This is a genomic window from Pseudophaeobacter sp., assembly GCF_048267565.1.
Lineage (GTDB): Bacteria > Pseudomonadota > Alphaproteobacteria > Rhodobacterales > Rhodobacteraceae > Pseudophaeobacter > Pseudophaeobacter profundi.
Window position 1 is genome coordinate 1 of record NZ_JBLWXG010000020.1, and the last position, 22007, is coordinate 22007.

General features: G+C 59.7%; 18 protein-coding genes. 8 read left to right on the forward strand and 10 right to left on the reverse strand.

Features of this window, described 5'->3' with window-relative positions; genetic code table 11:
* Window positions 1-89 precede the first annotated feature (89 nt).
* The 3 genes from ACN0VH_RS20435 to ACN0VH_RS20445 all read right to left on the reverse strand — a co-directional run bounded on the left by ACN0VH_RS20435 (window position 90) and on the right by ACN0VH_RS20445 (window position 4523).
* Window positions 90-824 (reverse strand): NAD(P)-binding domain-containing protein, encoded by a 735-nt coding sequence (locus ACN0VH_RS20435; protein WP_417702415.1) that lies wholly within the window; start codon window positions 822-824, stop codon window positions 90-92.
* A gap of 1 nt (window position 825) precedes the next feature.
* Window positions 826-2871, reverse strand: coding sequence for an oxidoreductase (locus tag ACN0VH_RS20440; protein ID WP_417702416.1), 2046 nt, complete (start codon window positions 2869-2871; stop codon window positions 826-828).
* Between the two features lie 89 nt (window positions 2872-2960).
* Window positions 2961-4523, reverse strand: coding sequence for a trimethylamine methyltransferase family protein (locus tag ACN0VH_RS20445; protein WP_417702418.1), 1563 nt, complete (start codon window positions 4521-4523; stop codon window positions 2961-2963).
* 105 nt (window positions 4524-4628) lie between these two features.
* Here ACN0VH_RS20445 and ACN0VH_RS20450 point away from each other — a divergent pair, with 105 nt between their 5' ends.
* A complete protein-coding gene (locus tag ACN0VH_RS20450) occupies window positions 4629-5258 on the forward strand; it encodes a TetR/AcrR family transcriptional regulator (protein ID WP_417702420.1) in 630 nt (209 codons plus the stop codon).
* 236 nt (window positions 5259-5494) lie between these two features.
* Here ACN0VH_RS20450 and fdhF read toward each other — a convergent pair whose 3' ends face one another.
* Genes fdhF through ACN0VH_RS20465 form a run of 3 tightly spaced genes read right to left on the reverse strand, consistent with a single transcriptional unit; the run spans window position 5495 to window position 10969 of the window.
* A complete protein-coding gene (gene fdhF, locus ACN0VH_RS20455) occupies window positions 5495-8269 on the reverse strand; it encodes a formate dehydrogenase subunit alpha (protein WP_417702422.1) in 2775 nt (924 codons plus the stop codon).
* A 3-nt stretch (window positions 8270-8272) separates the two neighbouring features.
* Complete coding sequence (locus ACN0VH_RS20460) at window positions 8273-10015, reverse strand: NAD(P)H-dependent oxidoreductase subunit E (protein ID WP_417702424.1); 1743 nt, start codon at window positions 10013-10015, stop codon at window positions 8273-8275.
* 51 nt (window positions 10016-10066) lie between these two features.
* On the reverse strand, window positions 10067-10969 hold the full coding sequence (locus ACN0VH_RS20465; protein ID WP_278924491.1) for a LysR family transcriptional regulator: 903 nt from the start codon (window positions 10967-10969) through the stop codon (window positions 10067-10069).
* Between the two features lie 573 nt (window positions 10970-11542).
* On the opposite strand from ACN0VH_RS20465, the gene ACN0VH_RS20470 reads away from it, so the two are divergent.
* The 4 genes from ACN0VH_RS20470 to ACN0VH_RS20485 all read left to right on the forward strand — a co-directional run bounded on the left by ACN0VH_RS20470 (window position 11543) and on the right by ACN0VH_RS20485 (window position 15476).
* The gene (locus ACN0VH_RS20470; RefSeq protein WP_278924492.1) at window positions 11543-12112 is read left to right on the forward strand and encodes a hypothetical protein; all 570 of its coding nucleotides are present in this window, start codon (window positions 11543-11545) and stop codon (window positions 12110-12112) included.
* Window positions 12113-12161: 49 nt separating this feature from the next.
* Window positions 12162-14012: a methyl-accepting chemotaxis protein gene (locus tag ACN0VH_RS20475; protein WP_438826552.1), complete on the forward strand. Its 1851-nt coding sequence runs from the start codon at window positions 12162-12164 to the stop codon at window positions 14010-14012.
* 234 nt (window positions 14013-14246) lie between these two features.
* Window positions 14247-14930 (forward strand): DsbA family oxidoreductase, encoded by a 684-nt coding sequence (locus tag ACN0VH_RS20480; RefSeq protein ID WP_278924494.1) that lies wholly within the window; start codon window positions 14247-14249, stop codon window positions 14928-14930.
* A gap of 144 nt (window positions 14931-15074) precedes the next feature.
* Window positions 15075-15476: a hypothetical protein gene (locus ACN0VH_RS20485; protein ID WP_417702427.1), complete on the forward strand. Its 402-nt coding sequence runs from the start codon at window positions 15075-15077 to the stop codon at window positions 15474-15476.
* Here ACN0VH_RS20485 and ACN0VH_RS20490 read toward each other — a convergent pair.
* Both ACN0VH_RS20490 and uvrB read right to left on the reverse strand, forming a co-directional pair.
* Window positions 15473-15991, reverse strand: a complete 519-nt coding sequence (locus ACN0VH_RS20490) for a YdcF family protein (RefSeq protein ID WP_278924496.1) — start codon at window positions 15989-15991, stop codon at window positions 15473-15475. The two genes, ACN0VH_RS20485 and ACN0VH_RS20490, sit on opposite strands and share 4 nt — an antisense overlap.
* Window positions 15988-18219, reverse strand: coding sequence for an excinuclease ABC subunit UvrB (uvrB, locus tag ACN0VH_RS20495; protein ID WP_278924497.1), 2232 nt, complete (start codon window positions 18217-18219; stop codon window positions 15988-15990). The genes ACN0VH_RS20490 and uvrB overlap by 4 nt, the downstream gene beginning before the upstream one ends.
* Before the next feature lie 186 nt (window positions 18220-18405).
* On the opposite strand from uvrB, the gene ACN0VH_RS20500 reads away from it, so the two are divergent.
* Window positions 18406-18717 (forward strand): ETC complex I subunit, encoded by a 312-nt coding sequence (locus ACN0VH_RS20500; protein ID WP_278924498.1) that lies wholly within the window; start codon window positions 18406-18408, stop codon window positions 18715-18717.
* A gap of 153 nt (window positions 18718-18870) precedes the next feature.
* Here ACN0VH_RS20500 and ACN0VH_RS20505 read toward each other — a convergent pair whose 3' ends face one another.
* On the reverse strand, window positions 18871-19155 hold the full coding sequence (locus tag ACN0VH_RS20505) for a hypothetical protein (RefSeq protein ID WP_417702429.1): 285 nt from the start codon (window positions 19153-19155) through the stop codon (window positions 18871-18873).
* Window positions 19156-19438: 283 nt separating this feature from the next.
* Between ACN0VH_RS20505 and ACN0VH_RS20510 the strand changes: the two genes are divergently transcribed.
* A complete protein-coding gene (locus ACN0VH_RS20510; RefSeq protein ID WP_417702431.1) occupies window positions 19439-19864 on the forward strand; it encodes a hypothetical protein in 426 nt (141 codons plus the stop codon).
* 171 nt (window positions 19865-20035) lie between these two features.
* Complete coding sequence (locus tag ACN0VH_RS20515) at window positions 20036-20551, forward strand: GNAT family N-acetyltransferase (RefSeq protein ID WP_278924500.1); 516 nt, start codon at window positions 20036-20038, stop codon at window positions 20549-20551.
* Between the two features lie 418 nt (window positions 20552-20969).
* Here ACN0VH_RS20515 and ACN0VH_RS20520 read toward each other — a convergent pair whose 3' ends face one another.
* Window positions 20970-21845: an AAA family ATPase gene (locus ACN0VH_RS20520; protein WP_417702433.1), complete on the reverse strand. Its 876-nt coding sequence runs from the start codon at window positions 21843-21845 to the stop codon at window positions 20970-20972.
* Window positions 21846-22007 lie beyond the last annotated feature (162 nt).

The window sequence follows — 22007 nt, forward strand, 5'->3', positions numbered from 1 at the left end:
AACCACCACAGAAACAAACCCAAAACACCAAATCAGAACTTACACACAGACTTACACACAGACTCACTCAACTCTCGTACATGAAACACTCAACACCCCTTGGTCTCAAGGGAGGTCAGCCCGGCCAGCAGGGCCGTCCCCTGCCCTGCGTCGTCCATATGTTGGCGCAGCCGCTGATTATAGCCGCCCGGCGTGTTCAGTGCGGCAATCAGTGTTTCGGCATCACTCTGGGACAGGCTGGTGGCGACCAGCATCCGCAAGAAGGCCTCTCCCTGCGTGGGATCAGACACACGCGCGCCCAGCCAGGCGGCGGCATCGGCCACTTGGCGCGCCACCGGAGACAACACGGCTTGTGCACAGAGGTAGGCGTCCAGCTCGGCCGCGTCACCCAGCGCAAAGACGGTATTGGCAGGGGCGAAGATCCGATTAAGCAAAGCGGTATCCCCCAGCGCCATGATCGCAGAGCCCCCCTGGGCAATGCTGGGGAAGGGCATCATCACCGCCGCCGCACGGGCCGGGGTCACCAGGGAAGCAACCTGTGCAAGATCCGCCCCCGCCATAAAAGAGACCACCTGCAGCCCGCTGGGAAAGGTCAGCGCCCCGAGGATTTCCGGCGCGCGCCCAAGCATCAGCCCGAGAAACACCACCTCGCTCTGGTCGAGGATCTCTTGCAACCCGGCGATCGTCACTTCGGGGAACTCTGCTGCCAGGGGTTCAGATCGGGCGGCAGAGCGCGCAGAAATGCGGATTTCATGGCCCTGCCCCGTCAGGCCGCGCACCACGGCAGAGGCGATTGTCCCGGTTCCGATGAAGCCCAATTTCATGTCAGATATCCTTTAGCAGGCGCAGCGCATCGTAGATTGCGGCATGGGTATTGCGAGCGGCGACCGCATCGCCGATGCGAAACAGCTGAAAACCACCATCGGGATTGGTGATGATAGACTGCCCCCGGCCTTCGATCAGCGCAGCCTGGTCGACCTCGCCACGGTTTGAGGAGAGCTCTTTGAGGTCAAAATACAACTCATCCAGCGGCAGGGTGCCATAGTTCACCACCACCTGATCATACTGTACCTGCACCCGGTGGTCGCTATAATCGGTGCCAATGCAGGCCAGCAGCTGATTGCCCTGCTGTGCGACAGAGAGCAGGCGGCGGGCAACGGTGAAGGTGACATCCTTGTCCTGCAACGCCCGCATATAGGGCACCAGGTTCATCGCCATGATGTCCGGGGCAAAACTGCGATCCGGGGTCATCACCTCTACCTTGGCACCAGCATTGGCGGCCACCTCTGCTGCCATCAGCCCCGGGTGATCGCCGCTTTCGTCGTAGATCAGCACATTGGCGCCGGGTTTCACGTCGCCTGAAATGATATCCCAGCTGGTGACAACATTTTCCGCCTCGGCGCTGGTTTCATGCAGCATCGCATTGGCCATACCGCCGGTTGCCACAATCACCACATCGGGGTTCAGCGCCGTCACATCTGCCGCCTCAGCCCAGGTATTGAAGCGGAATTCCACATCGCGCGCGGCACATTGCGCCATACGCCAGTCGATAATCGAGATCATTTCGGCCCGACGTGGGTTCTGCACTGTCAGACGGATCTGCCCGCCGGGATCGGGCTGCGCCTCAAACACGGTGACGGCATGGCCGCGTTCGGCGGCAACCCGTGCCGCCTCTAGCCCGCCGGGGCCCGCGCCGACGATCACGACTTTCTTTTTCTCGGGCGCTGGTGCAACCTCGTGCGGCATCGACAGCTCGCGCCCCGTGGCGGCGTTGTGTATGCACAGGGCTTCGCCGGCCTGATAAATCCGGTCCAGACAATAGGTGGCACCGACGCAGGGGCGGATATCGTCCTCGCGGCCTTCGATGATTTTTCGCACCACATGCGGGTCGGCCATATGTGCCCGCGTCATCCCCACCATATCCAGCAGCCCCGCTGCCACCGCATGGCGGGCGGTGGCCACATCGGGAATTTTTGAGGCATGGAAGGTGGGCATTCCGGTGGCTGCGCGCACCGACCCGGCAAAATCAAGATGCGGCGCGCCTTTCATGCCCTGCACCGGGATCATATCGGTCATCGCAGGATCGGTGTGGATCCGCCCGCGATTGACGTTGAGAAAGTCGACCTGGCCGGTCTGTTTCAAGATCTTGGCAATCTCCACCCCCATTTCAGGGCTGATGCCGCCTTCGTGGGCTTCATCCGGGGCAAAGCGCACCCCAAGCACGAAGTCCTGCCCCACCCGCGCCCGCACGGCCGCAATGATATCGGTGGTCAGACGCATCCGGTTTTCCAGCGTATCCTTGCCATAGGCCCCGTCCAGGTCATTGGTCAGCGGTGAGATGAACTGATCCAGCAGATGGCCATGGGTCATGATTTCGACCCCGTCCATGCCGCCTTCCTTCATCCGCTCTGCCGCGTCGGCAAAGTCGGAAATCACCCGCGCAATATCCCAATCTTCGGCCAGTTTGGGAAAAGCATGATGCGCAGGTTCCCGGTGGCGGGTAGAGGAAACCGCCGGCAGCCAATCGCCCTTGTTCCAGTGGGTACGTCGGCCCAGGTGGGTCAGCTGGATCATCGCCGCCGCGCCATGCGCATGCACCTGGTCGGTCATGTTGCGGATCCAAGGCACCACCTCGTCCTTGTAGGCGAGGATATTGTTGAACACTGGCGGGCTGTTGCGTGACACAGCGGCAGAGCCGGCCGTCATGGTCAAGGCCACCCCGGCCTTGGCGCGTTCAGCATGATAGGCGGCATAGCGCTCTTTCGGCATGCCATCCTCGGGATAGGCGGGTTCATGGCTTGTCGTCATGATCCGATTGCGCAGAGTCAGATGTTTCAGTTTATAGGGCTGCAGCAGCGGGTCGTTAGACATGGCGGGTCTCTCCTGGGGCGGGCCTTGGGGTAGGTTCAATGAAACGGCACCCGGCTGTAAAGTACAGTCCCGGTTGCCAAAGTATGTGATTAGTACCAAGCATCTGGCACAGCGATCTTGGTCTTGGTGATAAATTCCTGCAGCGCCTCGTCCGTGCCGGGATCCATCGCGGGCGGCTCGTACTGGGCCAGCTGCGCCTTCCAGCGGTGATTGGCCCGGGTTGCCGCGTCAACGCCGCCCTGCTCATCCCAGGTTTCCCAAGGCTGATGATCATCCAGCGCACTGTCCCAATAGGCGGTCTGGTAATGGCGCAGGGTGTGCTGGGTGGCAAAGAGATGCTGTCCCGGCCCACCCTCGGCCAAAGCGTCAAAGCCAAGCGTGTCCTCTGTGACCTCAAAACCTCTGAGATAGGCGTGCAATGCACCGCAGAGATCAGCATCCAGGATGAATTTTTCGTAGGACATCGACAACAGCCCATCAAGAAACCCGGCCGAGTGCAGAATGAAATTGGCGCCACATTGCACCGCCGACATCATCGACATCATGGATTGCTGCATCGCCTGCCCGTCTGGCAGCTTGGAGGTGGAAAAATTGCCGGCGCAGCGTAGCGGCAGTTTCAACCTGCGCGCCAGTTGCCCCATGGCCAGCGACCCCAGCGCCGGTTCAGGCGTGCCAAAGGTGGGAGAGCCAGTGCGCAGCGACATCGAGCTGATGAAAGAGCCCAGAACCGCAGGCGCACCAGGGCGCACCAACTGGGTGATGGCACAGGATACCATGCTTTCGGCCAGACACTGCGCCACCGATCCGGCAATGGTCAGCGGTGAAACCGCGCCACCCAGCAAAAACGGCAGATGGATCGAGCCCTGCCCCGCCGCCGCATAGGCACGGATGCCCCGCGTCGTCACCCCATCCAGCACCAGCGGCGAGGTGGTGTTGAAATTCCCCATGATGACGCAGTTTTGGTCAACAAATTCGGCGCCGAACAGAATACGGCACATTTCTATACTGTCTTCGGCCCGTTCCGGAGCGGTGATCGATCCTAGAAACGCCCGGTCAGAATAGCGCATATGGGCGTAAACCATATCAAGGTGACGCTTATTCACGGCCACATCCGTTGGCTCGCATATTGTGCCGCCGGAATGGTGCAGATTGGGGCTCATCTGCGCCAGTTTCACAAAATTCTCAAAATCCGCGATGGTGCCATAGCGCCGCCCCCGGTCCAGATCCATCACAAAGGGCGATCCGTAAGAGGGCGCAAAGACCATGGCGTCACCGCCGATCTCGACGTTGTTGGCCGGGTTGCGCGCCACCTGGGTAAAGCGCTGCGGCGCTGTCGACAGGATCTGGCGGATCATGCCCGGCTCGAACTTTAGGTTCCAGCTATCAGCCGCAAGATCCGTAACCCGCGCCCCCGCCGCACGAAACAGCACCACCACCTCGGGATCTTCGCGAAACTCGATACCGATCTCGGCCAGGATACGGTCAGCCGTGGCCTCTATCTGGGCCAAGCTGTCTTCCGACAGGATATCATAGGTCGGGATTTTTCGGGTGATGAAGGGCGTTTTCAAATATGCGTTTTGCCCCGGCTCTGCCGAGCGCCCGTCGCCGCGTCGCGATCGCCGCCGCCGTGATGCCACCTGTGCCTCGACCATCTCTGCTTCCTCCGTCTTGCGCCATTACTTGACACAAGTGTCGATTCAACAATCATATATGTCAACTTCGTTGCGACACGACGATGTCGGTGTTAGGACATAGCCATGACATTTCAGGACCAATCCCGCCCGCCGACCTCTGCCGAGGCCTGGCTGACAGCCGCCTATGACACGCTGACCCTTTCTGGTGTGGAGGCGGTGAAAATCATGCCTCTGGCAAAACGGCTGGGGGTGTCGCGCACCAGTTTCTACTGGCATTTCAAGGACCGCGAGGCCCTGCTGGAAGCGATGATCCAGCACTGGGAGGACAAGAATACCGGTACCCTGGTCGCCCGCACAGAGGCCTATGCGGCGAATGTCTGCGAAGCGATCTTCAACCTGTTTGACTGCTGGCTCGACGCCGAGCTGTTTGACTCGCGGCTGGATCTGGCGATTCGCAACTGGGCGCGCAAGGATAGCGCGCTCCAGCACCGGCTGGACCTGGCGGACGTCCGCCGCGAGCAGGCCATGGCCGCCATGCTGGAGCGCTTTGGCTATAGCCCCAATAGCGCGCTGACCCGAGCACGCACCATGGTCTACACCCAGATCGGCTATATTTCGATGCAGATCCACCAGCCCGAAGATCAACGTATTGCGCTCATGCCCGACTATATCGAAGTCTTCACCGGCCAGCGCCCGAGCCAGGTAGATATCGACCGTTTCATGGCACGCCATCAGCCCGCCACAGGGTCGTGAACTCATCCTGATGGGCGCGAATATACACCTTGGGAAGCAGTACCAGCCCCCCTGCTGACGTGACACAGCGCCCCTAAAAGAGGGGCTCCCGCCCGTCGCATGAGGGACCAAAGGCCCCTCTGCTCCCGTTGGGCCCGGCGCCGAGCTGCGCCCGGCGAAAGCAAAAAGGGCAGCGCAAAATAAAAGAGGCGGCATCTTTATGACACCGCCTCGCTGATTGGCCTGGCCTTGGCAGATTATTCTGCCGCCATCTGGTCATTGGCCTTTTCAACCCGGACGGCTGCAAATTTGAACTCCGGGATTTTGCCATAGGGATCCAACGCCGGGTTGGTCAGGATATTGGCAGCAGCCTCGACATAGGCAAAGGGAACAAAGACCATGTCTTCGGCAATGGCGCGGTCGGCGCGGGCCATGATGTCAATCGTTCCACGCCGAGTGCTGAGCCGCACCATCTCTCCCGGTTCGACCCCAAGGGCGCGCAGGGTTTTGGGATGCAAAGAACAGTTGGCTTCGGGTTCGACCGCATCCAGCACCTTTGATCGCCGGGTCATTGACCCGGTATGCCAATGTTCCAGCTGACGCCCGGTGGTCATGATCATCGGATATTCAGCATCCGGTGCTTCATCCGGGGCAATGACGCTGGCCGGGGTAAAGCGCGCCCGCCCATCGGCACGGGGGAAGCCATCGCCAAACACAATCGCCTGACCAGGGTCGGTGTCATGCAGAGAGGGATAAGTAATGGTCTCTGTCTCCAGCCGATCCCAGGTGATGTTGTCCAACGATTTCATGTTGAGCTTCATCTCGGCAAAGACCTCAGAGACATCCGCATAGTTCCAGGGCAGGCCAATGCGCTGCGCCAGATCTACCGTGATTTTCCAGTCTTCGCGCGCATCGCCAGGGGGCGACACAGCCGGGCGCACCCGCTGCACCTGGCGGTTGGTATTGGATACGGTGCCGTTCTTTTCATAAAGCGCCGAAGCCGGCAGGATAATGTCGGCGTAGTTCGCCGTCTCGGTCAGAAAGATATCCTGCACGATCAGCAAATCCAGCTTGGCAAAAGCCTCGCGGGCGTGATCCACATCCGGGTCCGACATCGCCGGGTTTTCGCCTTGGATATACATGCCCTTGATCGTCCCGGCATAGGCCTGATCGACGATCTCGGTCACGGTGAGACCCTTTTCATCTGAAAAGTCGCCTCCCCCCCAGACATCGGTGAAGGAGCGGCGCACATCATCCGAGGTGACGCTTTGATAATCAGGCAGGAACATCGGCACCAGCCCGGCATCCGACGCCCCCTGCACATTGTTCTGGCCACGCAGCGGATGCAGGCCGGCACCGGGTTTGCCGACATTGCCGGTCATCAACGCCAGGGAAATCAGGCAGCGCGAATTATCGGTGCCGTGAATATGCTGCGAGACCCCCATGCCCCAGAAAATCATCCCGGCATTGCCCTTGGCAAAGAGCCGCGCCGTACGGCGCAGCTGTTCGGGTTCGATGCCGCAGATCTCGGACATCTTTTCCGGGGTGAAGTCTTTCAGGTGGGCCTTCTCGGCCTCCCAGTTTTCAGTGCGCAGCTTGATGTAGTCGGCGTCATACAGTTCTTCTTCAACGATGACATGCATGATTGCGTTCAGCATCGACACATCCGCACCAGGGCGGAATTGCAGCATCTCAGTTGCGTAGCGACGCATGCCGACGCCGCGCGGATCCATCACAATCAGCTTGCCACCGCGTTTGGTGAACTGTTTGAAATAGGTCGCCGCGACCGGGTGGTTCTCGATCGGGTTGGACCCGATGATGATCGCCACATCGGCGTTTTCGATCTCGTTGAAGGTCGCGGTCACCGCGCCTGAACCAACGTTTTCGATCAGCGCAGTAACTGACGAGGCATGGCATAGACGGGTGCAATGATCGACGTTGTTGTGCTTGAAGCCCTGGCGGATGAACTTCTGGAACAGATAGGCCTCTTCGTTGGTGCATTTGGCCGACCCAAAACCGGCGACAGAACGCGGGTCTTCCTCGCGCAGGGCCTTGAGGCGGCGACCTGCCAGATCCATCGCTTCCTCCCAAGAGGCTTCGCGGAAATGCGTTGTCAGATCGCCGGGGTCGACGTTCAGCCCCTTGGCCGGCGCATCGTCGCGGCGGATCATGGGTTTGGTCAGGCGGTGCGGATGGTGGATATAGTCATAGCCAAAGCGGCCCTTGACGCAGAGTCGGCCTTCGTTCGCAGGGCCGTTGATGCCCTCGACATATTTGACCTTGCCGTCCTTGACCTTGAGGCTGACCTTGCAGCCCACGCCGCAGAAGGGGCAGACGCTTTCGGTTTCGGAGTCAAAATCCTTGCTGTCGCCGACCTGATTGTCATCAACCACCGTCGCAGGCATCAGCGCGCCTGTCGGGCAGGCCTGTACACATTCGCCACAGGCCACACAGGACGAGGCCCCCATCGGATCAGCGATATCAAAGGTTGGATAGGCATCATGGCCCCGGCCGGCCATGCCGATCACGTCATTCACCTGCACCTCGCGGCAGGCCCGCACACAAAGACCACAGGAAATGCAGGCGTCCAGATTGACCGACATCGCCACATGGCTGTCATCCAGCAGCGGAATGCGGCCCTGCTCCAGCTTGGGGAAACGCGACTCTGAAACCCCGTTCAGATCGGCCATGTCCCACAGATGGCTGGACTTGTCATGCGCCTCTTCCTGCTTGGGCTGGTCTGCGACAAGCAGTTCCATCACCATCTTGCGGGCCTTTTCCGCCCGCGCATTATTGGTGGTGACCACCATGCCTTCGCTGGGTTCGCGAATGCAGGAAGCTGCCAGCGTCCGCTCGCCTTCGATTTCCACCATGCAGGCACGACAATTGCCATCGGGGCGATAGCCGGGCTGCGGTTTGTGGCACAGGTGCGGGATCTTCAAGCCCCGGCCGTTGGCGACTTCCCAGATGGTGAGGCCAGGTTCGACGGTGACGGTTTCACCATCAAGGGTAAAAGTAATATCAGTGCTCATGGCTCACACCTCATCCGGAAAATGTTTGATGGTCAGGCGGATCGGATTGGGGGCGGCCTGGCCCAGCCCGCAGATCGACGTATCGACCATGGCGGCGCTCAGTTCCTCCAGCAGGCCCTGATCCCATTTTTCTTCGCACATCAGTTTGACCGCCTTTTCGCAGCCCACCCGGCAGGGGGTGCATTGGCCACAGCTTTCGTCTTCAAAGAACCGCAGCATGTTAAGCGCCGCATCGCGGGCGGAATCCTGATCTGACAGCACCACCACAGCGGCGGAGCCAATAAAGGTGCCATGCGGTTGCAGAGTGTCAAAATCCAGCGGCACATCCTGCAGCGAGGCCGGCAACAGACCGGAGGACGGCCCCCCCGGCTGATAGGCCTTAAAGGTATGGCCCGCCATCATGCCACCGCTTGCCGCGATGATATCGGTGATGGTGGATCCCGCAGGCAGCAGGTGGACGCCGGGGTTTTGCACGCGGCCAGAGACCGAATAGCTGCGCAAACCTTTGCGGCCATTCTTTTCAACACTGTTCAAGCACTCGGGCCCTTCACGGTTGATCTTGCAGATCCACAACAGGGTTTCGACATTATGCACCAGGGTCGGACGGCCAAAGACACCCACCTGCGCCACAAAGGGGGGCCGGTGGCGCGGCTCGCCGCGCTTGCCTTCGATGCTCTCGATCATGGCACTTTCTTCACCACAGATGTAGGCACCCGCGCCGCGGCGCAGATCGATATAGCCCGGCTCGACGAGACCATCATCCTCCAGCGCCTTGATTTCGGTTGCCAGGATCTGCAGCACCGCCGGATATTCGTCGCGCATGTAGATAAAGACCTTGTCGGCCTCTACGGCCCAGGCGGCCATCAACATGCCCTCTAGGAACAGATGCGGCGTGCGTTCCAGGTAATAGCGATCCTTGAAGGTGCCCGGCTCTCCCTCGTCGCCATTGACCGCAAGGTAACGCGGACCTTCATTTGCACGCACAAAGCCCCATTTGGTCCCCGACGGGAACCCGGCCCCGCCAAGACCACGCAGGCCGGCCTCTTTTATCTTGGCCTGAACCTCTTCCCAGTTTCCATTGGCGCGCAGTTCTTGCAGAACGGTGTATCCACCCTCGGCCTTATACGCGTCAAACCCTTCGTAGGCAGGGATGTGAACATGGGTGTCGCCAGCAGCAATCGCCGCATGCACTTTTTCCGGCGTGGCGTGATCAATGTGGTTATGGCCCAGCTCCAACACCGGGGCGGTATCGCAGCGCCCCATGCAGGGCGCCCGCAGCACCCGCACTTGCGCCGCGTCCAGACCCTGCTCCAGCGCAGATTTCAGCTGCGCCGCGCCGGCCATCTCGCAGGACAGCGAGTCGCAGACCCGAATTGTCAGGGCTGGCGGCGGGGTGTCGCCTTCGCGCACAACGTCGAAATGGGCATAGAAGCTGGCAACCTCAAAGATTTCGGCCTGGCCGATGTGCAGCTCTTCGGCCAGCGCGCGGATATGGGCGGCGCTGATGTGACCAAAGGCATCCTGCACCAGATGCAGGAATTCAATCAGCAGATCCCGATTACGGGGCCGCGCCCCGAGAAGATCCAGAACTTGGCTCTGCGCCTGATAATCCAGCTGGCGGCCCTTGGGGGTATGACGCCCCTTGCCCTTGCCGGATTTCCACACGCCTTTGCTATTGTCCAATGGTGCCACGATGATCTCCGATGTTGCACATGCCTTTGACAGCCCATTCAGGCGGCATGCCATCAGTAAATCATATCGTCAAATCCAACCTGCAGAAGGCACAATAACGATAGCTTATTGCACAAAGGCGTCAACAATGCGCCGCAAAGCGGCAACCGTGGTCAGTTCCGGCGTGCGCTGCAGGCAGGCAAGACATATCGGGCGGGGCCGCGCTGGTTCCTCCTCCTCTGCGCTGTGCAGAGTCAGGGCGCGGGTGCCGCTGATCTCGCCCAGCGCATCCATTAGGGCGCGCGGCAGGATTGTCGCAACAGCCCCGGCCCGCGCCATGACAATAGCCGACATGAAACCGCTGGATTCAGACATGACCTCTGGCTTCAGGCCCAGTTCGCCAAAGATATGGTCAAGAATGCGCCGGTTCTGCATGCCAGGCTCCAACAGGCTAAGCGGCAGCTCGGCTGCGGCCTGCCAGCTGATACTATCGCCATGCCCCGCCACCATGGCACCGGGGGCGAGCAGTACATAGGTTTCTTCGTAGAGATCGGTGATGCTGACCAGACCGGGCGGCACGCTATCCGCATAGGTCACCCCGGCGTCGATGGTACCATCCAGCAGCCTCTTCTGGATCGCCATCGAGGTCGTCACATCGGTATGCACCAGCACACGCGGATGTACCTCGTGCAACCGATTGACCACCTGCGCCGCAAAGGCCGTGGCAGTCGGCACCACCCCCAACACCAGCGTACCAGTCACCTCGCCGCGCGAGGCTGCGATTTCCTGATCCAGCGCCTTGGCATCATCAAGAATGCCACGGGCGCGGCGCACGATCATCTCGCCTTCGCCGGTCAGCCCCTGATAGCGGTTGCCCCGGCGCACAATCGACAGGCCCAGCTTTTCCTCCAGGTTTCTGATCCGCATGGAAAAGGCCGGCTGCGACATGCCGCAGTCTTTCGCCGCCTTGGCAAAATGCTGATGCCGCGCCAGGGCGGTCAACAGCTGTAAGTCTCTGAGTTCTATCATCCCGCGATCATAGGGGCTGCGCACAGGCAGAGGCAATCTATCCGCTGCAACAAAAGCCAGCGACCACAGCCCACCCGACACCGCGCCACCAACAGTGCTGGTTCATACCGCTCCGCCGGACAGACCTGCCCCAACCGGATCGGCATCTATACGCAAAAAGCATGACGAATCATTGCTTAACGGCAGGGGCAACACAAGGAACACAACCCAAAGAAGTCCCCCCCTTCTCCGTCGCTCGCCCGGTTTTGCGCCTTATGGCCGCTTGAAAAGCCCTTGTCAGACCTTTGCAGCCTGGAAAGACCATTAAAACTTTCAATAACAACCGACTATTCCCAGCCATAACTCTGTGTCGGATCAGAGGCTTTCAATCCCAGGAAAACCTTTTGTTTACACCATACTTACGCTGGAAAAATCAAAGTCTCCGCATCCTTGGGTTGCTGCGCCGCGACGGGCACAGATCCCGGCCAACAGGCCAGGCAACCGCCCGGCGCAGTGCAGTTAAGACCCCGGTAAACCTCTCTCCATAGGCTGGCAGAACCTAAGTCTTGGACGGACACCCCAGAGGAGCATCACATGCGTAACCTAACACTTGCGACCCTTATCACCTTGGCGGCCCTACCGGCTGCAGCATCGGAATATACGCCAGCGATGCAAAGCTATCTTGAAAACAACATCCGCAACTGGGTGCAATCGCCTGTTCTAGTCGAAGCAATCGCAAGTCAGAACAGTCAGACTCAGGGGTTTGATCAAGCGGCCATCGACGCCATGGATACCCGCTGGCGGGCAGAAGTGGGCACGCCGGACTCAGCATTCACCGATCAGGTGCTGAACAACAGCGCCGCAGACTTCCTGCGCGAGCAGGTCGAGAAATCAGGCGGCCGGATTACCGAGGTCTTCATCATGGATGCGCAGGGGCTGAATGTCGCCGCTTCCAGCCCCACCTCTGACATGTGGCAGGGCGATGAGGCCAAATTTCAAATGACCTATAGCGTCGGCGCCGATGCCAGCCATTTTGGCGAGGTTGAACTGGATGAATCCAGCCGCCGCTATCAGGCGCAGATCTCATTGACCATCGTAGACCCCGATACCGGCGCTGCCATTGGCGCCATGACGGTTGGCATCGACGCCGAAGCCTTGATGTAACGTCTTTTTTGCAAGCAGCCCTGGGCATAACTTAAACAAAGGTACCATAATGAAAGCTCGCATCCCCTCGATCCCTCTATTCAAAGGCATGTCAGTCTTCACGAAGTGCTGCATGCTGATCGCAACAACAACTTTGGTTGTGGCGGCCTCCCTTACTGTGCGCAGCGACAACACCTTCGTTGCCGCAGTCGAAAAAGGGGTCCGCACCCTGGGCATGGGTGTCACTATCACCCTGGCCTCACGGGCCGGTGGCGCCATTCGCTTTGGCGATGCCGACAGCCTCTCGGCAGATATCGACGAAATCCTGACCCTCTCTGAGCGGCGCGCCCTTTACGGGGTTGCTGTGAACAGCAAAGGCGAAGTTGTCGCCACCGCCGGCGAAGCCAGCGAGGCCGAGCACGATGCCCTGACGCAGGTTGCAGCGGCCTCGGCTGTGTCCGGCGCGCTGGAAATGAGCTCCGATGGCTATTTCATCGCAGCCCCCGCAACTGCGGGTGCAGACGGCAGCCTGGTCGTCGGCTCTATTGCCATGATCTGGTCGCCGGAACGCGCCTTTGCAGAGGCTGCGCCAGACCAGATGAAGACCTATATCTTTGCCGGGCTTGCCTTTGTCATCATGTGCCTGCTTTCGGCCTTTGCACTGCGCAGAGTGCTGTCCAGACCGCTGAAGACGGTGGGGGATACCATCAATGTGATTGCCGATGGCGATTACACCCAGCCGGTGCCGCTGCTGGATCGGCGTGATGAAATGGGCGCCATTGCCCGAACCATCGACAATCTGAAAACCCAGCTCACCGCCGCAAAGGAGGTAGAGGAAGAGCGCCAGGCCGCGCAGGTCGCGCAGAAGCAGGTTGTCGATCGCCTGAACCGCGCCCTACAAAGCATGTCCGAAGGCGATTTGACTCAGTCGATCAACACCCCCTTTGAGGGCGAATACGAGAGCCTGCGCACCAACTACAACACCACCCTTTCGACCCTGGTCAACATCATGAATGCGGTTGTCGAAAGCACCACCCGCATCCGTGCCAGCGCCGAAGAAATCAGCCAATCCTCAAGTGATCTGTCGCAGCGCACCGAAAGCCAGGCGGCTACACTGGAAGAGACCGCCGCCGCGATGGAGCAGCTTACCGTCAGCGTGAAATCGGCTGCCGATGGGGCGAAACAGGTGGAAGGCATCGTCACCGAGGCCCAAAACGGCGCCAAGCAGAGCGGCCAGGTGGTGACCGACGCGGTCAATGCCATGTCCGAAATCGAAACCTCTTCCAACCAGATTTCGCAGATCATCTCGGTGATTGACGACATCTCCTTCCAGACCAACCTGCTGGCGCTCAACGCCGGGGTCGAAGCCGCCCGCGCGGGTGAAGCGGGGCGCGGGTTCGCCGTCGTGGCCTCTGAGGTTCGCGCCCTGGCGCAGCGCTCTTCCGATGCCGCTCAGGAGATCAAGCAACTGATTTCGCTGAGTTCGCAGCATGTGGCCAAGGGGGTCGATCTTGTTGGCAAGGCCGGCAGCGAGCTGGACAGCATCATCGACCGGGTTGGCACCATCTCCACCCATGTCGCAGAAATCGCCCAAGGTGCGAATGAACAGTCCACAACGCTGCTGGAAATCAACACCGGCGTATCGCAGCTGGATCATGTGACCCAGCACAATGCCGCCATGGTCGAGGAAAGCACCGCCGCCAGCCAGATCCTGCGCAACGATGCAAGCGAGCTGGCCAATCAGGTTGCGGTCTTCAAGGTGAATGCCAACAGCCCTGGCGCAACTGGCGCGACGCCAACCCATGCGCCATCCTCCGCGCCCGCGGCCCATGCAGAATTCATCAACACAGATGATGACTTCTTTGCCGACAACGCGGCCAACTCCAGCCTGCCAAAGGCAGTGGGTTGGGACGATTTCTAAGCGCGCCCACTCGCGCTGCGAGAAAGCCAAAACACATCAAAATCGCGCTGCCCTCTGGGTGGCGCGGTTTTGCATTTGCCCAAGCCCCCGGCCCAAGCGCCGTTTTCAAGACGCTATGATTGCACAGCCTTGCCACTGGAATTTTGCCGGACAACCGCCTATTTCGAACGACAAAGACACGATCCCACAATCCGCCCCGAAATCCGCGCGACACCCCGCGCAGAAAGGCCCCAGATGCAGCCGCAAGACCGCGCGCCAGACAGCCCAACAACCGCCAGCCCGCTGCGTATCGACATCGTCTCCGACGTCATGTGCCCCTGGTGCATCATCGGCTATCGCCAGCTGGCAGCCGCGCTAGAGGCCACGCAGACCAAATATGACCTGCACTGGCACCCCTTTGAGCTGAACCCCGATATGCCGCCCGAAGGACAGAACCTGCGCGAACATCTCGCGGAAAAATACGGCGTAAGCCCCGCGCAGTCGGAACAGAACCGGATGCAGATCACCCAGCTGGGGCAAGATCTTGATTTCGAGTTCCGCTTTGACCCTGAAATGCGCATGCACAACACCTTTGACAGCCACCAACTGCTGCACTGGGCGGAGGAGCAGGGCCGCAAGCACGATCTGAAACAGGCGCTGTTCACTGCCCATTTCACCCATCAGCGCGATCTGTCGGATCAGGCTGTGCTGGTTGAGATCGCAGGCGAAACCGGGCTCGACCGGGCAGAGGCTCTGGCGGTGCTGCAGGATCAGCGCTTTGCTGCGGCGGTACGCGAAAGCCAGAACTTCTGGCGCGGTCAGGGCATTCAGGGCGTGCCTGCGGTAATCTTTGACCAGAAACATCTGGTCAGCGGTGCCCAGGGGGTCGAGAATTTCACCAATATCCTGGAACAACTGGCCCAGATGCGTCAGGATTGATCCGCCCCGACCGGCGCCCCTGATCTTGCACAGCGGCCAAGCATCTAGGGGGCTACCCCCCCTATTGGCCAGGGGCGCGGGCGCGCTTGTTTTTTCCCAGATCTTGCGGAACACTCTTCCCGAAGAATTCAGAAGGAAGATTTCATGCCGCAATTGACACGATTTCCAAAGCCACTGCTGGGCATGCTGGTGGCGCTGATGCTGGGGCCTACTGTGGCGCGGGCAGATGAAGTCCTGGCGGATTATGTCGCCTTCATCGGTCAGGACGACCTGCACAATTCCAAGGGCACGCGCCTGCGCGAACCCTGGCAGATCCTGCGACAGGACCGCGCCAATTATCACCGCTTTGGCATCTCGCAGTTCGGGGATGAATGGGATCCGTTATTTTCGGACAAATCCAACCGCGCAGTGATGGAAAACATGATCCGGCGGGGCTCTATCGCGCCTGCGGCAGCGCGCGATATTGTGCGTGGCGGCGTTATGGTGCGGATCACTGTGTATGACAACGGCACGCACGACTATCTGCGCGCCAGCGTCAGCCGCTAACCCGCGCCGGGCCCACCCTCTGGCCCAAACCGGGGGCGTAGCTTCCAGCAATAATACAGCAGCGCCGGGATCTCTCGCAGCCAGGCTTTCAGGATCCGATGTGGTTTGGTGCCCGACATTTTCGGACAGGACATGCGGGCCGGGATAGCAAAATGGCGCGCAGTCAGGGCCGCACGCCATCTGTGATAAAAATCGGTGACGATCAGTACGGGCGGTGCCCCCAGATTCGCCAGGATTGGCCGGATATTCTGCATGTTTTCCAGCGTACTGCGAGAGGCTTCCTCGATCAGGATGGCGCGGTCCGGCACCCCGTGAACCTGGCAGATCTGGCGCATAACCGAGGCTTCGCTCGGGCCGAAACGCCCCAGGCCGCCGCTACAGATCACATGGGTGACCGCCGCCTTTTGATACAGCGAGACCGCATGCAGGCAGCGCCGCTGCAGCGTTGGCGAGGGCGAGCCATCCGGGCGCACCGCCGCACCGAGGATCACTGCAACAGGCCTGGCCTTTGTCATCCGCCAAACTTTTTTTGCGACTTGCCACGATAGGCCCGCGTGCCCGCCTTGCCGCCGCTGGATCGGCCGCGCGATTTCACCGCCGCCTCGGACGCCTTTTCCACCGCATATTGCCGCGCCAGCGGGTCATCAGACACCGCCAGATCCACCGCCTCCAGGCGCTTGACCTCATCTCGCAGGCGCGCCGCCTCTTCAAATTCGAGGTTCTCTGCCGCCTTGCGCATCTCGTCACGCAACCCGTTCAGGTGCGCTTCGAGATTGGCACCATGCATCGGCTTGTCGATACTGGCGGTGACGCGGTTCATGTCGACATCGCCCTGATACAGCCCCGCCAGAACATCTTCGACGTTCTTCTTCACAGTGGCCGGGGTGATGCCGTGTTCCTCATTATAGGCGACCTGCTTGGCACGGCGGCGGTTGGTTTCATCCAGCGCCCGTTCCATCGAACCGGTGATCTTGTCCGCATACATGATGACGCGCCCTTCGGCATTTCGCGCCGCGCGGCCGATCGTCTGCACCAGCGATGTTTCAGAACGCAGGAAACCTTCCTTGTCGGCGTCCAGAATGGCCACAAGGCCGCATTCCGGAATATCCAGCCCCTCGCGCAGCAGGTTGATTCCGATCAGTACGTCAAAGGCGCCCAGACGCAAATCGCGCAGGATTTCGATCCGTTCCAGCGTGTCGATGTCAGAGTGCATGTAGCGCACCCGGATGCCCTGTTCATGCAGGTATTCCGTCAGATCCTCGGCCATGCGTTTGGTCAGCGTGGTCACCAGCGTGCGCATGTCATCGGCGCTGACCTTGCGGATTTCATCAAGAAGATCATCCACTTGCATCTTTACCGGGCGAATTTCGATCTCTGGCTCCAGCAACCCTGTGGGGCGGATCACCTGTTCGGTGAAAACCCCGCCCGCCTGGTCCATTTCCCAGGCCGAAGGCGTCGCCGAGACAAAGATCGACTGCGGCCGCATGGCGTCCCATTCCTCAAACTTGAGCGGCCGGTTGTCCATGCAGGATGGCAGCCGAAACCCATGTTCCGCCAGGGTGGATTTACGCCGAAAGTCACCCTTGTACATACCGCCGATCTGCGGCACCGACACATGGCTTTCATCGGCAAAGACGATGGCATTGTCCGGGATGAATTCAAACAGGGTTGGCGGTGGCTCGCCAGGGCCACGGCCGGTCAGATAGCGCGAATAGTTTTCGATCCCGTTGCAATGGCCGGCCGCCTCCAGCATTTCGATATCAAAATTGCAGCGCTGTTCCAGCCGCTGTGCCTCTAGCAGCTTGCCTTCGCCATTGAATTGATCGAGCCGTTTACGCAGCTCTTGCTTGATCGATATAACCGCCTGATTAAGCGTCGGTTTTGGCGTCACATAGTGCGAATTCGCATAGACACGGATCTGTTCGAAGCTGCCGGTGCGTTCCCCTGTCAGCGGGTCGAATTCGGTGATGGATTCCAGCTCTTCACCAAAGAAGGACAGCTTCCAGGCGCGATCTTCCAGGTGGGCGGGAAAGATTTCCAGCGTGTCGCCGCGCACCCGAAAAGAGCCGCGCTGAAAAGCCTGATCATTGCGTTTATACTGCTGCGCCACCAGATCCGCCATCACCTGGCGCTGATCGTAGTCATTGCCAACCTTCAGATCCTGGGTCATCGCCGAATAGGTCTCGACCGAGCCGATACCATAGATGCAGCTGACCGAGGCGATGATGATCACATCGTCGCGTTCCAGCAGGGCGCGGGTAGCCGAGTGGCGCATCCGGTCGATCTGCTCGTTGATCTGGCTTTCCTTTTCAATAAAGGTATCCGAGCGCGCGACATAGGCCTCTGGCTGGTAGTAGTCATAAAACGAGACAAAGTATTCAACGGCATTATCCGGAAAGAAGCCCTTGAATTCGCCGTAAAGCTGCGCCGCCAGCGTCTTGTTGGGGGCCAGGATGATGGCCGGGCGCTGGGTTTCTTCGATGATCTTGGCCATGGTAAAGGTCTTGCCGGTGCCCGTCGCCCCCAACAGCACTTGATTGCGCTCGCCCTCTCTTATCCCCTCGCTCAGCTCGGCAATGGCAGTGGGCTGATCGCCCGCCGGGGAAAAATCTGTGTGCATGACAAAAGCCTTGCCGCCCTCCAGCTTGGGGCGCTGCACCGCGTCACGCTCTGCCATCTGCACCTGCTCGGGATCGGCCTGCGGCATCTTGGCTTGCGACTTGTCTGAATGGGCATAGGGCATCCGGCTCTCCTGCTTTGTGTGCTGATCTTGGTCTGTTTTTGTTCTTGTTCAAGAGCATTTATCGCGATTCTGCCACTGCATCTGTTGCAGCGGTGCAAAACGGGTTGAATACGCTGGATTTGTCATCTTGTGGCAAATCCCCATTCGGCGCATATATAGCCAAGGACGAGTCACGAGGAGACCCCGATGCGAGCGCGGATTTACCGGCCAGCCCGAAATGCCATGACCTCTGGTATGGCCAAGACCCGTAAATGGGTGTTGGACTACGCTCAGGCCAGCGCCCGCGAAGTGGACCCGCTGATGGGCTGGACCTCCTCCAGCGACACCCAAACCCAGGTACGCCTGCGCTTTGACACCAAAGAGGCCGCGCTGGAATATGCCAAAGATCACGGCATTGACGCCGAGGTAGTTGACCCAAAGCCACGTAAGGCCAATCTGCGCCCCGGCGGCTACGGCGAGAATTTCGCCACCAACCGGCGCGTCCCCTGGACCCATTGACCCTGTAAATCGGGGCAAAGTTGTCTCGAAAGAGGGGCAAGGATCCCGCGAAGCTGAGCTTTGATCAAGATATAGGGCGCCCACTGGGCGCCCCTACTATTTCTGGGATTGCGGAACCCGCGGGGGGGCTGCGGCCGAAAAGCCGCTTCAGCCTCACCCCGCCTGCCGAACCGCCGCGAAATTCTCCATCGCTGCGCCGAGGTTTTCGAGGATTTCCTCGAGCAGGATGTCAGGTTCCGGCAGGCTGTCGAGATCGGTCATGGAACTGTCCTTGAGCCAGAACACATCCAGACTGGCCTTGTCGCGCGACAGCAGTTCTTCACGCGTATAGGCCCGCCAACGCCCATCAGGGGTGCCCTCGCTCCAGGTCGCGGTGCGTTCATGCCTGTTCGCCGGGTTGTAGCAGGCGATGAAATCCTCAAGGTGGGCATAGGTCATCGGCTTCTGCTTGAGCGTGTGCCTTCAACCCTTCGCAGACGGCTTCCGTACCAGTCGTCCCGAAGATTGAAGTTGTCCGCAGCGAAGGTCGCCGTCACCAATTCGAAAACGGACAGAGGGACGCCGCCGGTGTTCACCTTCTCAAACACAAGACACACAGCCTCCTTTGAGGTCGCCTTGCCCAGTGTGATCGCCGGCAACTGATAGCTCCTGAACGCTGCCAGCACCTGCTTGCGGAACCTCATGAACTCACCGAACCGTTCCGGCGCATGACTGCGGGAACATGGTCTTCGAAGCGGCCACCACGATCCCGATGGTCGAGGCATTCAAGGCCGCGGTCCCCTTACGCGATGTCCCTGACTACCTTGGGGCGTCGAAGCGCCAGATCGAAATCCTCTATCGCGAAGGGCTCGTTCTGCCCTTGGTCCCCAGATCGGGACCCGGCTCAGTCCGCCATGTTGTTTTCGGCCGGTCGCGGCTGGATGAGCTTCTGGCCAGGATTGCCCGTTTGCCTGAAATCGCCCCCTCCTGCGATGGGGACTTTCACCCGATTTCCTATGCCTGCCAGCGTGGCGCCGACCGGTTCGAATTCCTGTTCTCTGAAATTCTCGAGGGACGGATCCCGGCTTTTCGAAATCCGGACCGAACTGGAATTGGATCCATCGTTGTCGATGTCGGTATTTTGCTCGACGCGAAAACCGCGGCCTGAACATACATCTCAGATCTGGAGATCAAGCCCGCTTCGGCGGGCTTTTCCTTTTTGACTTCAAGGCTTCGCGGGATCTTGCCCCGATTTTCGCGAGATCCTTGCTCCCAGCCCAAAATGTTCTAAATTAACCAATTGAATATATGTGATTTTTCTGACCACATGGAGACAACTTTGGCCAAACTTACAACCCTTCCCAACCAGATAGAGATCCGCGCTGCAGACCCGGCCAGCCCTGACCTGCGCCCGTTGATCCTGGGCAATCAGCGCCATGGCGCCGCGACAGCCCCGGCGGCCAGCGATCACACCTTTGGCATCGGGGATCTGTGCCAGCCCGACATCCAGTTCTTTGCCGCATATCATGCGGGCGCCCCGCTCGGCTGTGGTGCGCTCAAAGCGCTACCCGATGGCCGCGCCGAAGTGAAATCCGTCTTTGTCAGCCAGTCCGCCCGCGGCCAGGGCCTGGCGCGCCAGTTGATGCAGCACCTGGCACAGATCGCCCAGCACAGCGGCTTTTCGGCGCTGGTACTGGAAACCGGCTCGCCGCTCTGCCCCGGCTATGACGCTGCCCGCGCACTCTATGAAGGGTTGGGCTATGACTATTGCCCGCCCTTTGACAGCTATGTGGAAGATCCGCAAAGCGTCTTTATGCGGCTGCCGCTGCCCACAAGCGACCGCGCCGCGCACTAACCCGCACCGCCAACCATCACATTACATCCAAAGCCATGCTGTCGGCATGCCCAAGGCATGTAACCGCTAGACAACCAGTCGCAACAGATGCACGGCAAGTTGCACGAATAATTGCCAATATACCATAAGCTTGCACACCCAGGTGATTCGGCGACTGCATGCCACATAATTATCTTATGTATTTCAGACACTTACCACAGACCCCTCTTGCCCGCAAAGCATAAGCATGCACAGTTGACACATAAGCATGCACGGCTGCGGCCAAAAAAAGGGCCCGCGATGCGAGCCCTGAAACGTCCATACCAGTATTGGCCAGCCGCTAGTCTTCCAGCACCATCTCCATGAGTTTGTCGCTGTCGATCATGTCGCGATAACCGGGTGCGGTGAAGGGGCACAGGCCCTGAGGCAGACGGGAGTTCTAGGCATATGCCTCGGAGAACATTTTGACCGTGGCGCTCTTCTGGCCATGAAGTCTGCACAAGCCGAGGGCGTGGATCAGCAACTCGATGACTAGGCCCCACCTGGAGCCGCAGGCAAAATCGAGGCGCTGCAGAAAATCGACGTCAACAAGCTCTTCAACATCGATATCGGCGCGTTCGGCATAGGTGTAGACGAGCTTGTTCAGTTCGATCAGGTCCGGATCCCTTGTCGGATCAGCGAACCTGCCCAGGTGAATCTCATCGAAATGAATGTGGGAGAGGAGATGGGCGATTTGCTCCTCAGAGTTTACATGACTGGCCAGAACCGGGACGCCTGACAGGATGAGCATCAATGGCCATTCCGGTTCCTTCATCAGCGCCTTAAAACGGTCGAGGAGCTTTTCGTTGGACTTTGGGCCCGACGTAAAGGCGTGTTGGCATTCGTCATAGTAGAGGCCGATGAAGCACTGTTCGCGGCATTGATGGCGAACCATGTTCCAGAATTCACCCTGGGTGCGCCGAGGATTCGCAGGGTAACCGAGTGCCTCAAGGGTCTTGTGGCCAAGATCTTTCCAGCTGATCGACCCGTCAACCTTGCAGTAGATAATCTTGCCAACCTTCCCGTTGGGCATTTCCGTCATGCTGGCGTTGAATTCCTCTATGAGCCTGACTGTCTCGGAAGTCTTGCCGACCCGGGATTCTCCGGTGACCAGCATGCCGCGCACTTCGAAATGCCCGCCGATGGCGGCTTTGACGTAGTAGTCGTGCAGACAGTTTTCGAAAGCTTCGCGGAGCTTTACCGCGCGCGGGAAGGTATAGTGGCCACGCTGCAAAGCAAGTGATGCGTTGACGCGGTTCTGGTCGATGAAACTCATGGGTATCCTTGAATTGCTGGACGTCGTTGAGATGGCGGTAGTTACAAGAGCTCGCCCTTCTGGGCGGGGCGGCCGAGCCTGACAGGGGTTTCCGAAGGCGGTTTCTCCGCCTTGGGCTTCGATTTCCTGGCTGGTATTGCTGGCGTAGAGGTCGGCTCCGCA

Excerpts from the sequence above, each read along its gene's own strand:
- ACN0VH_RS20435 (WP_417702415.1), bottom strand. The coding sequence starts at position 824 with ATGAAATTGGGCTTCATCGGAACCGGGACAATCGCCTCTGCCGTGGTG.
- ACN0VH_RS20440 (WP_417702416.1), bottom strand. The coding sequence starts at position 2,871 with ATGTCTAACGACCCGCTGCTGCAGCCCTATAAACTGAAACATCTGACT.
- ACN0VH_RS20445 (WP_417702418.1), bottom strand. The coding sequence starts at position 4,523 with ATGGTCGAGGCACAGGTGGCATCACGGCGGCGGCGATCGCGACGCGGC.
- ACN0VH_RS20450 (WP_417702420.1), top strand. The coding sequence starts at position 4,629 with ATGACATTTCAGGACCAATCCCGCCCGCCGACCTCTGCCGAGGCCTGG.
- fdhF (WP_417702422.1), bottom strand. The coding sequence starts at position 8,269 with ATGAGCACTGATATTACTTTTACCCTTGATGGTGAAACCGTCACCGTC.
- ACN0VH_RS20460 (WP_417702424.1), bottom strand. The coding sequence starts at position 10,015 with ATGGCATGCCGCCTGAATGGGCTGTCAAAGGCATGTGCAACATCGGAG.
- ACN0VH_RS20465 (WP_278924491.1), bottom strand. The coding sequence starts at position 10,969 with ATGATAGAACTCAGAGACTTACAGCTGTTGACCGCCCTGGCGCGGCAT.
- ACN0VH_RS20470 (WP_278924492.1), top strand. The coding sequence starts at position 11,543 with ATGCGTAACCTAACACTTGCGACCCTTATCACCTTGGCGGCCCTACCG.
- ACN0VH_RS20475 (WP_438826552.1), top strand. The coding sequence starts at position 12,162 with ATGAAAGCTCGCATCCCCTCGATCCCTCTATTCAAAGGCATGTCAGTC.
- ACN0VH_RS20480 (WP_278924494.1), top strand. The coding sequence starts at position 14,247 with ATGCAGCCGCAAGACCGCGCGCCAGACAGCCCAACAACCGCCAGCCCG.
- ACN0VH_RS20485 (WP_417702427.1), top strand. The coding sequence starts at position 15,075 with ATGCCGCAATTGACACGATTTCCAAAGCCACTGCTGGGCATGCTGGTG.
- ACN0VH_RS20490 (WP_278924496.1), bottom strand. The coding sequence starts at position 15,991 with ATGACAAAGGCCAGGCCTGTTGCAGTGATCCTCGGTGCGGCGGTGCGC.
- uvrB (WP_278924497.1), bottom strand. The coding sequence starts at position 18,219 with ATGCCCTATGCCCATTCAGACAAGTCGCAAGCCAAGATGCCGCAGGCC.
- ACN0VH_RS20500 (WP_278924498.1), top strand. The coding sequence starts at position 18,406 with ATGCGAGCGCGGATTTACCGGCCAGCCCGAAATGCCATGACCTCTGGT.
- ACN0VH_RS20505 (WP_417702429.1), bottom strand. The coding sequence starts at position 19,155 with ATGACCTATGCCCACCTTGAGGATTTCATCGCCTGCTACAACCCGGCG.
- ACN0VH_RS20510 (WP_417702431.1), top strand. The coding sequence starts at position 19,439 with ATGGTCTTCGAAGCGGCCACCACGATCCCGATGGTCGAGGCATTCAAG.
- ACN0VH_RS20520 (WP_417702433.1), bottom strand. The coding sequence starts at position 21,845 with ATGAGTTTCATCGACCAGAACCGCGTCAACGCATCACTTGCTTTGCAG.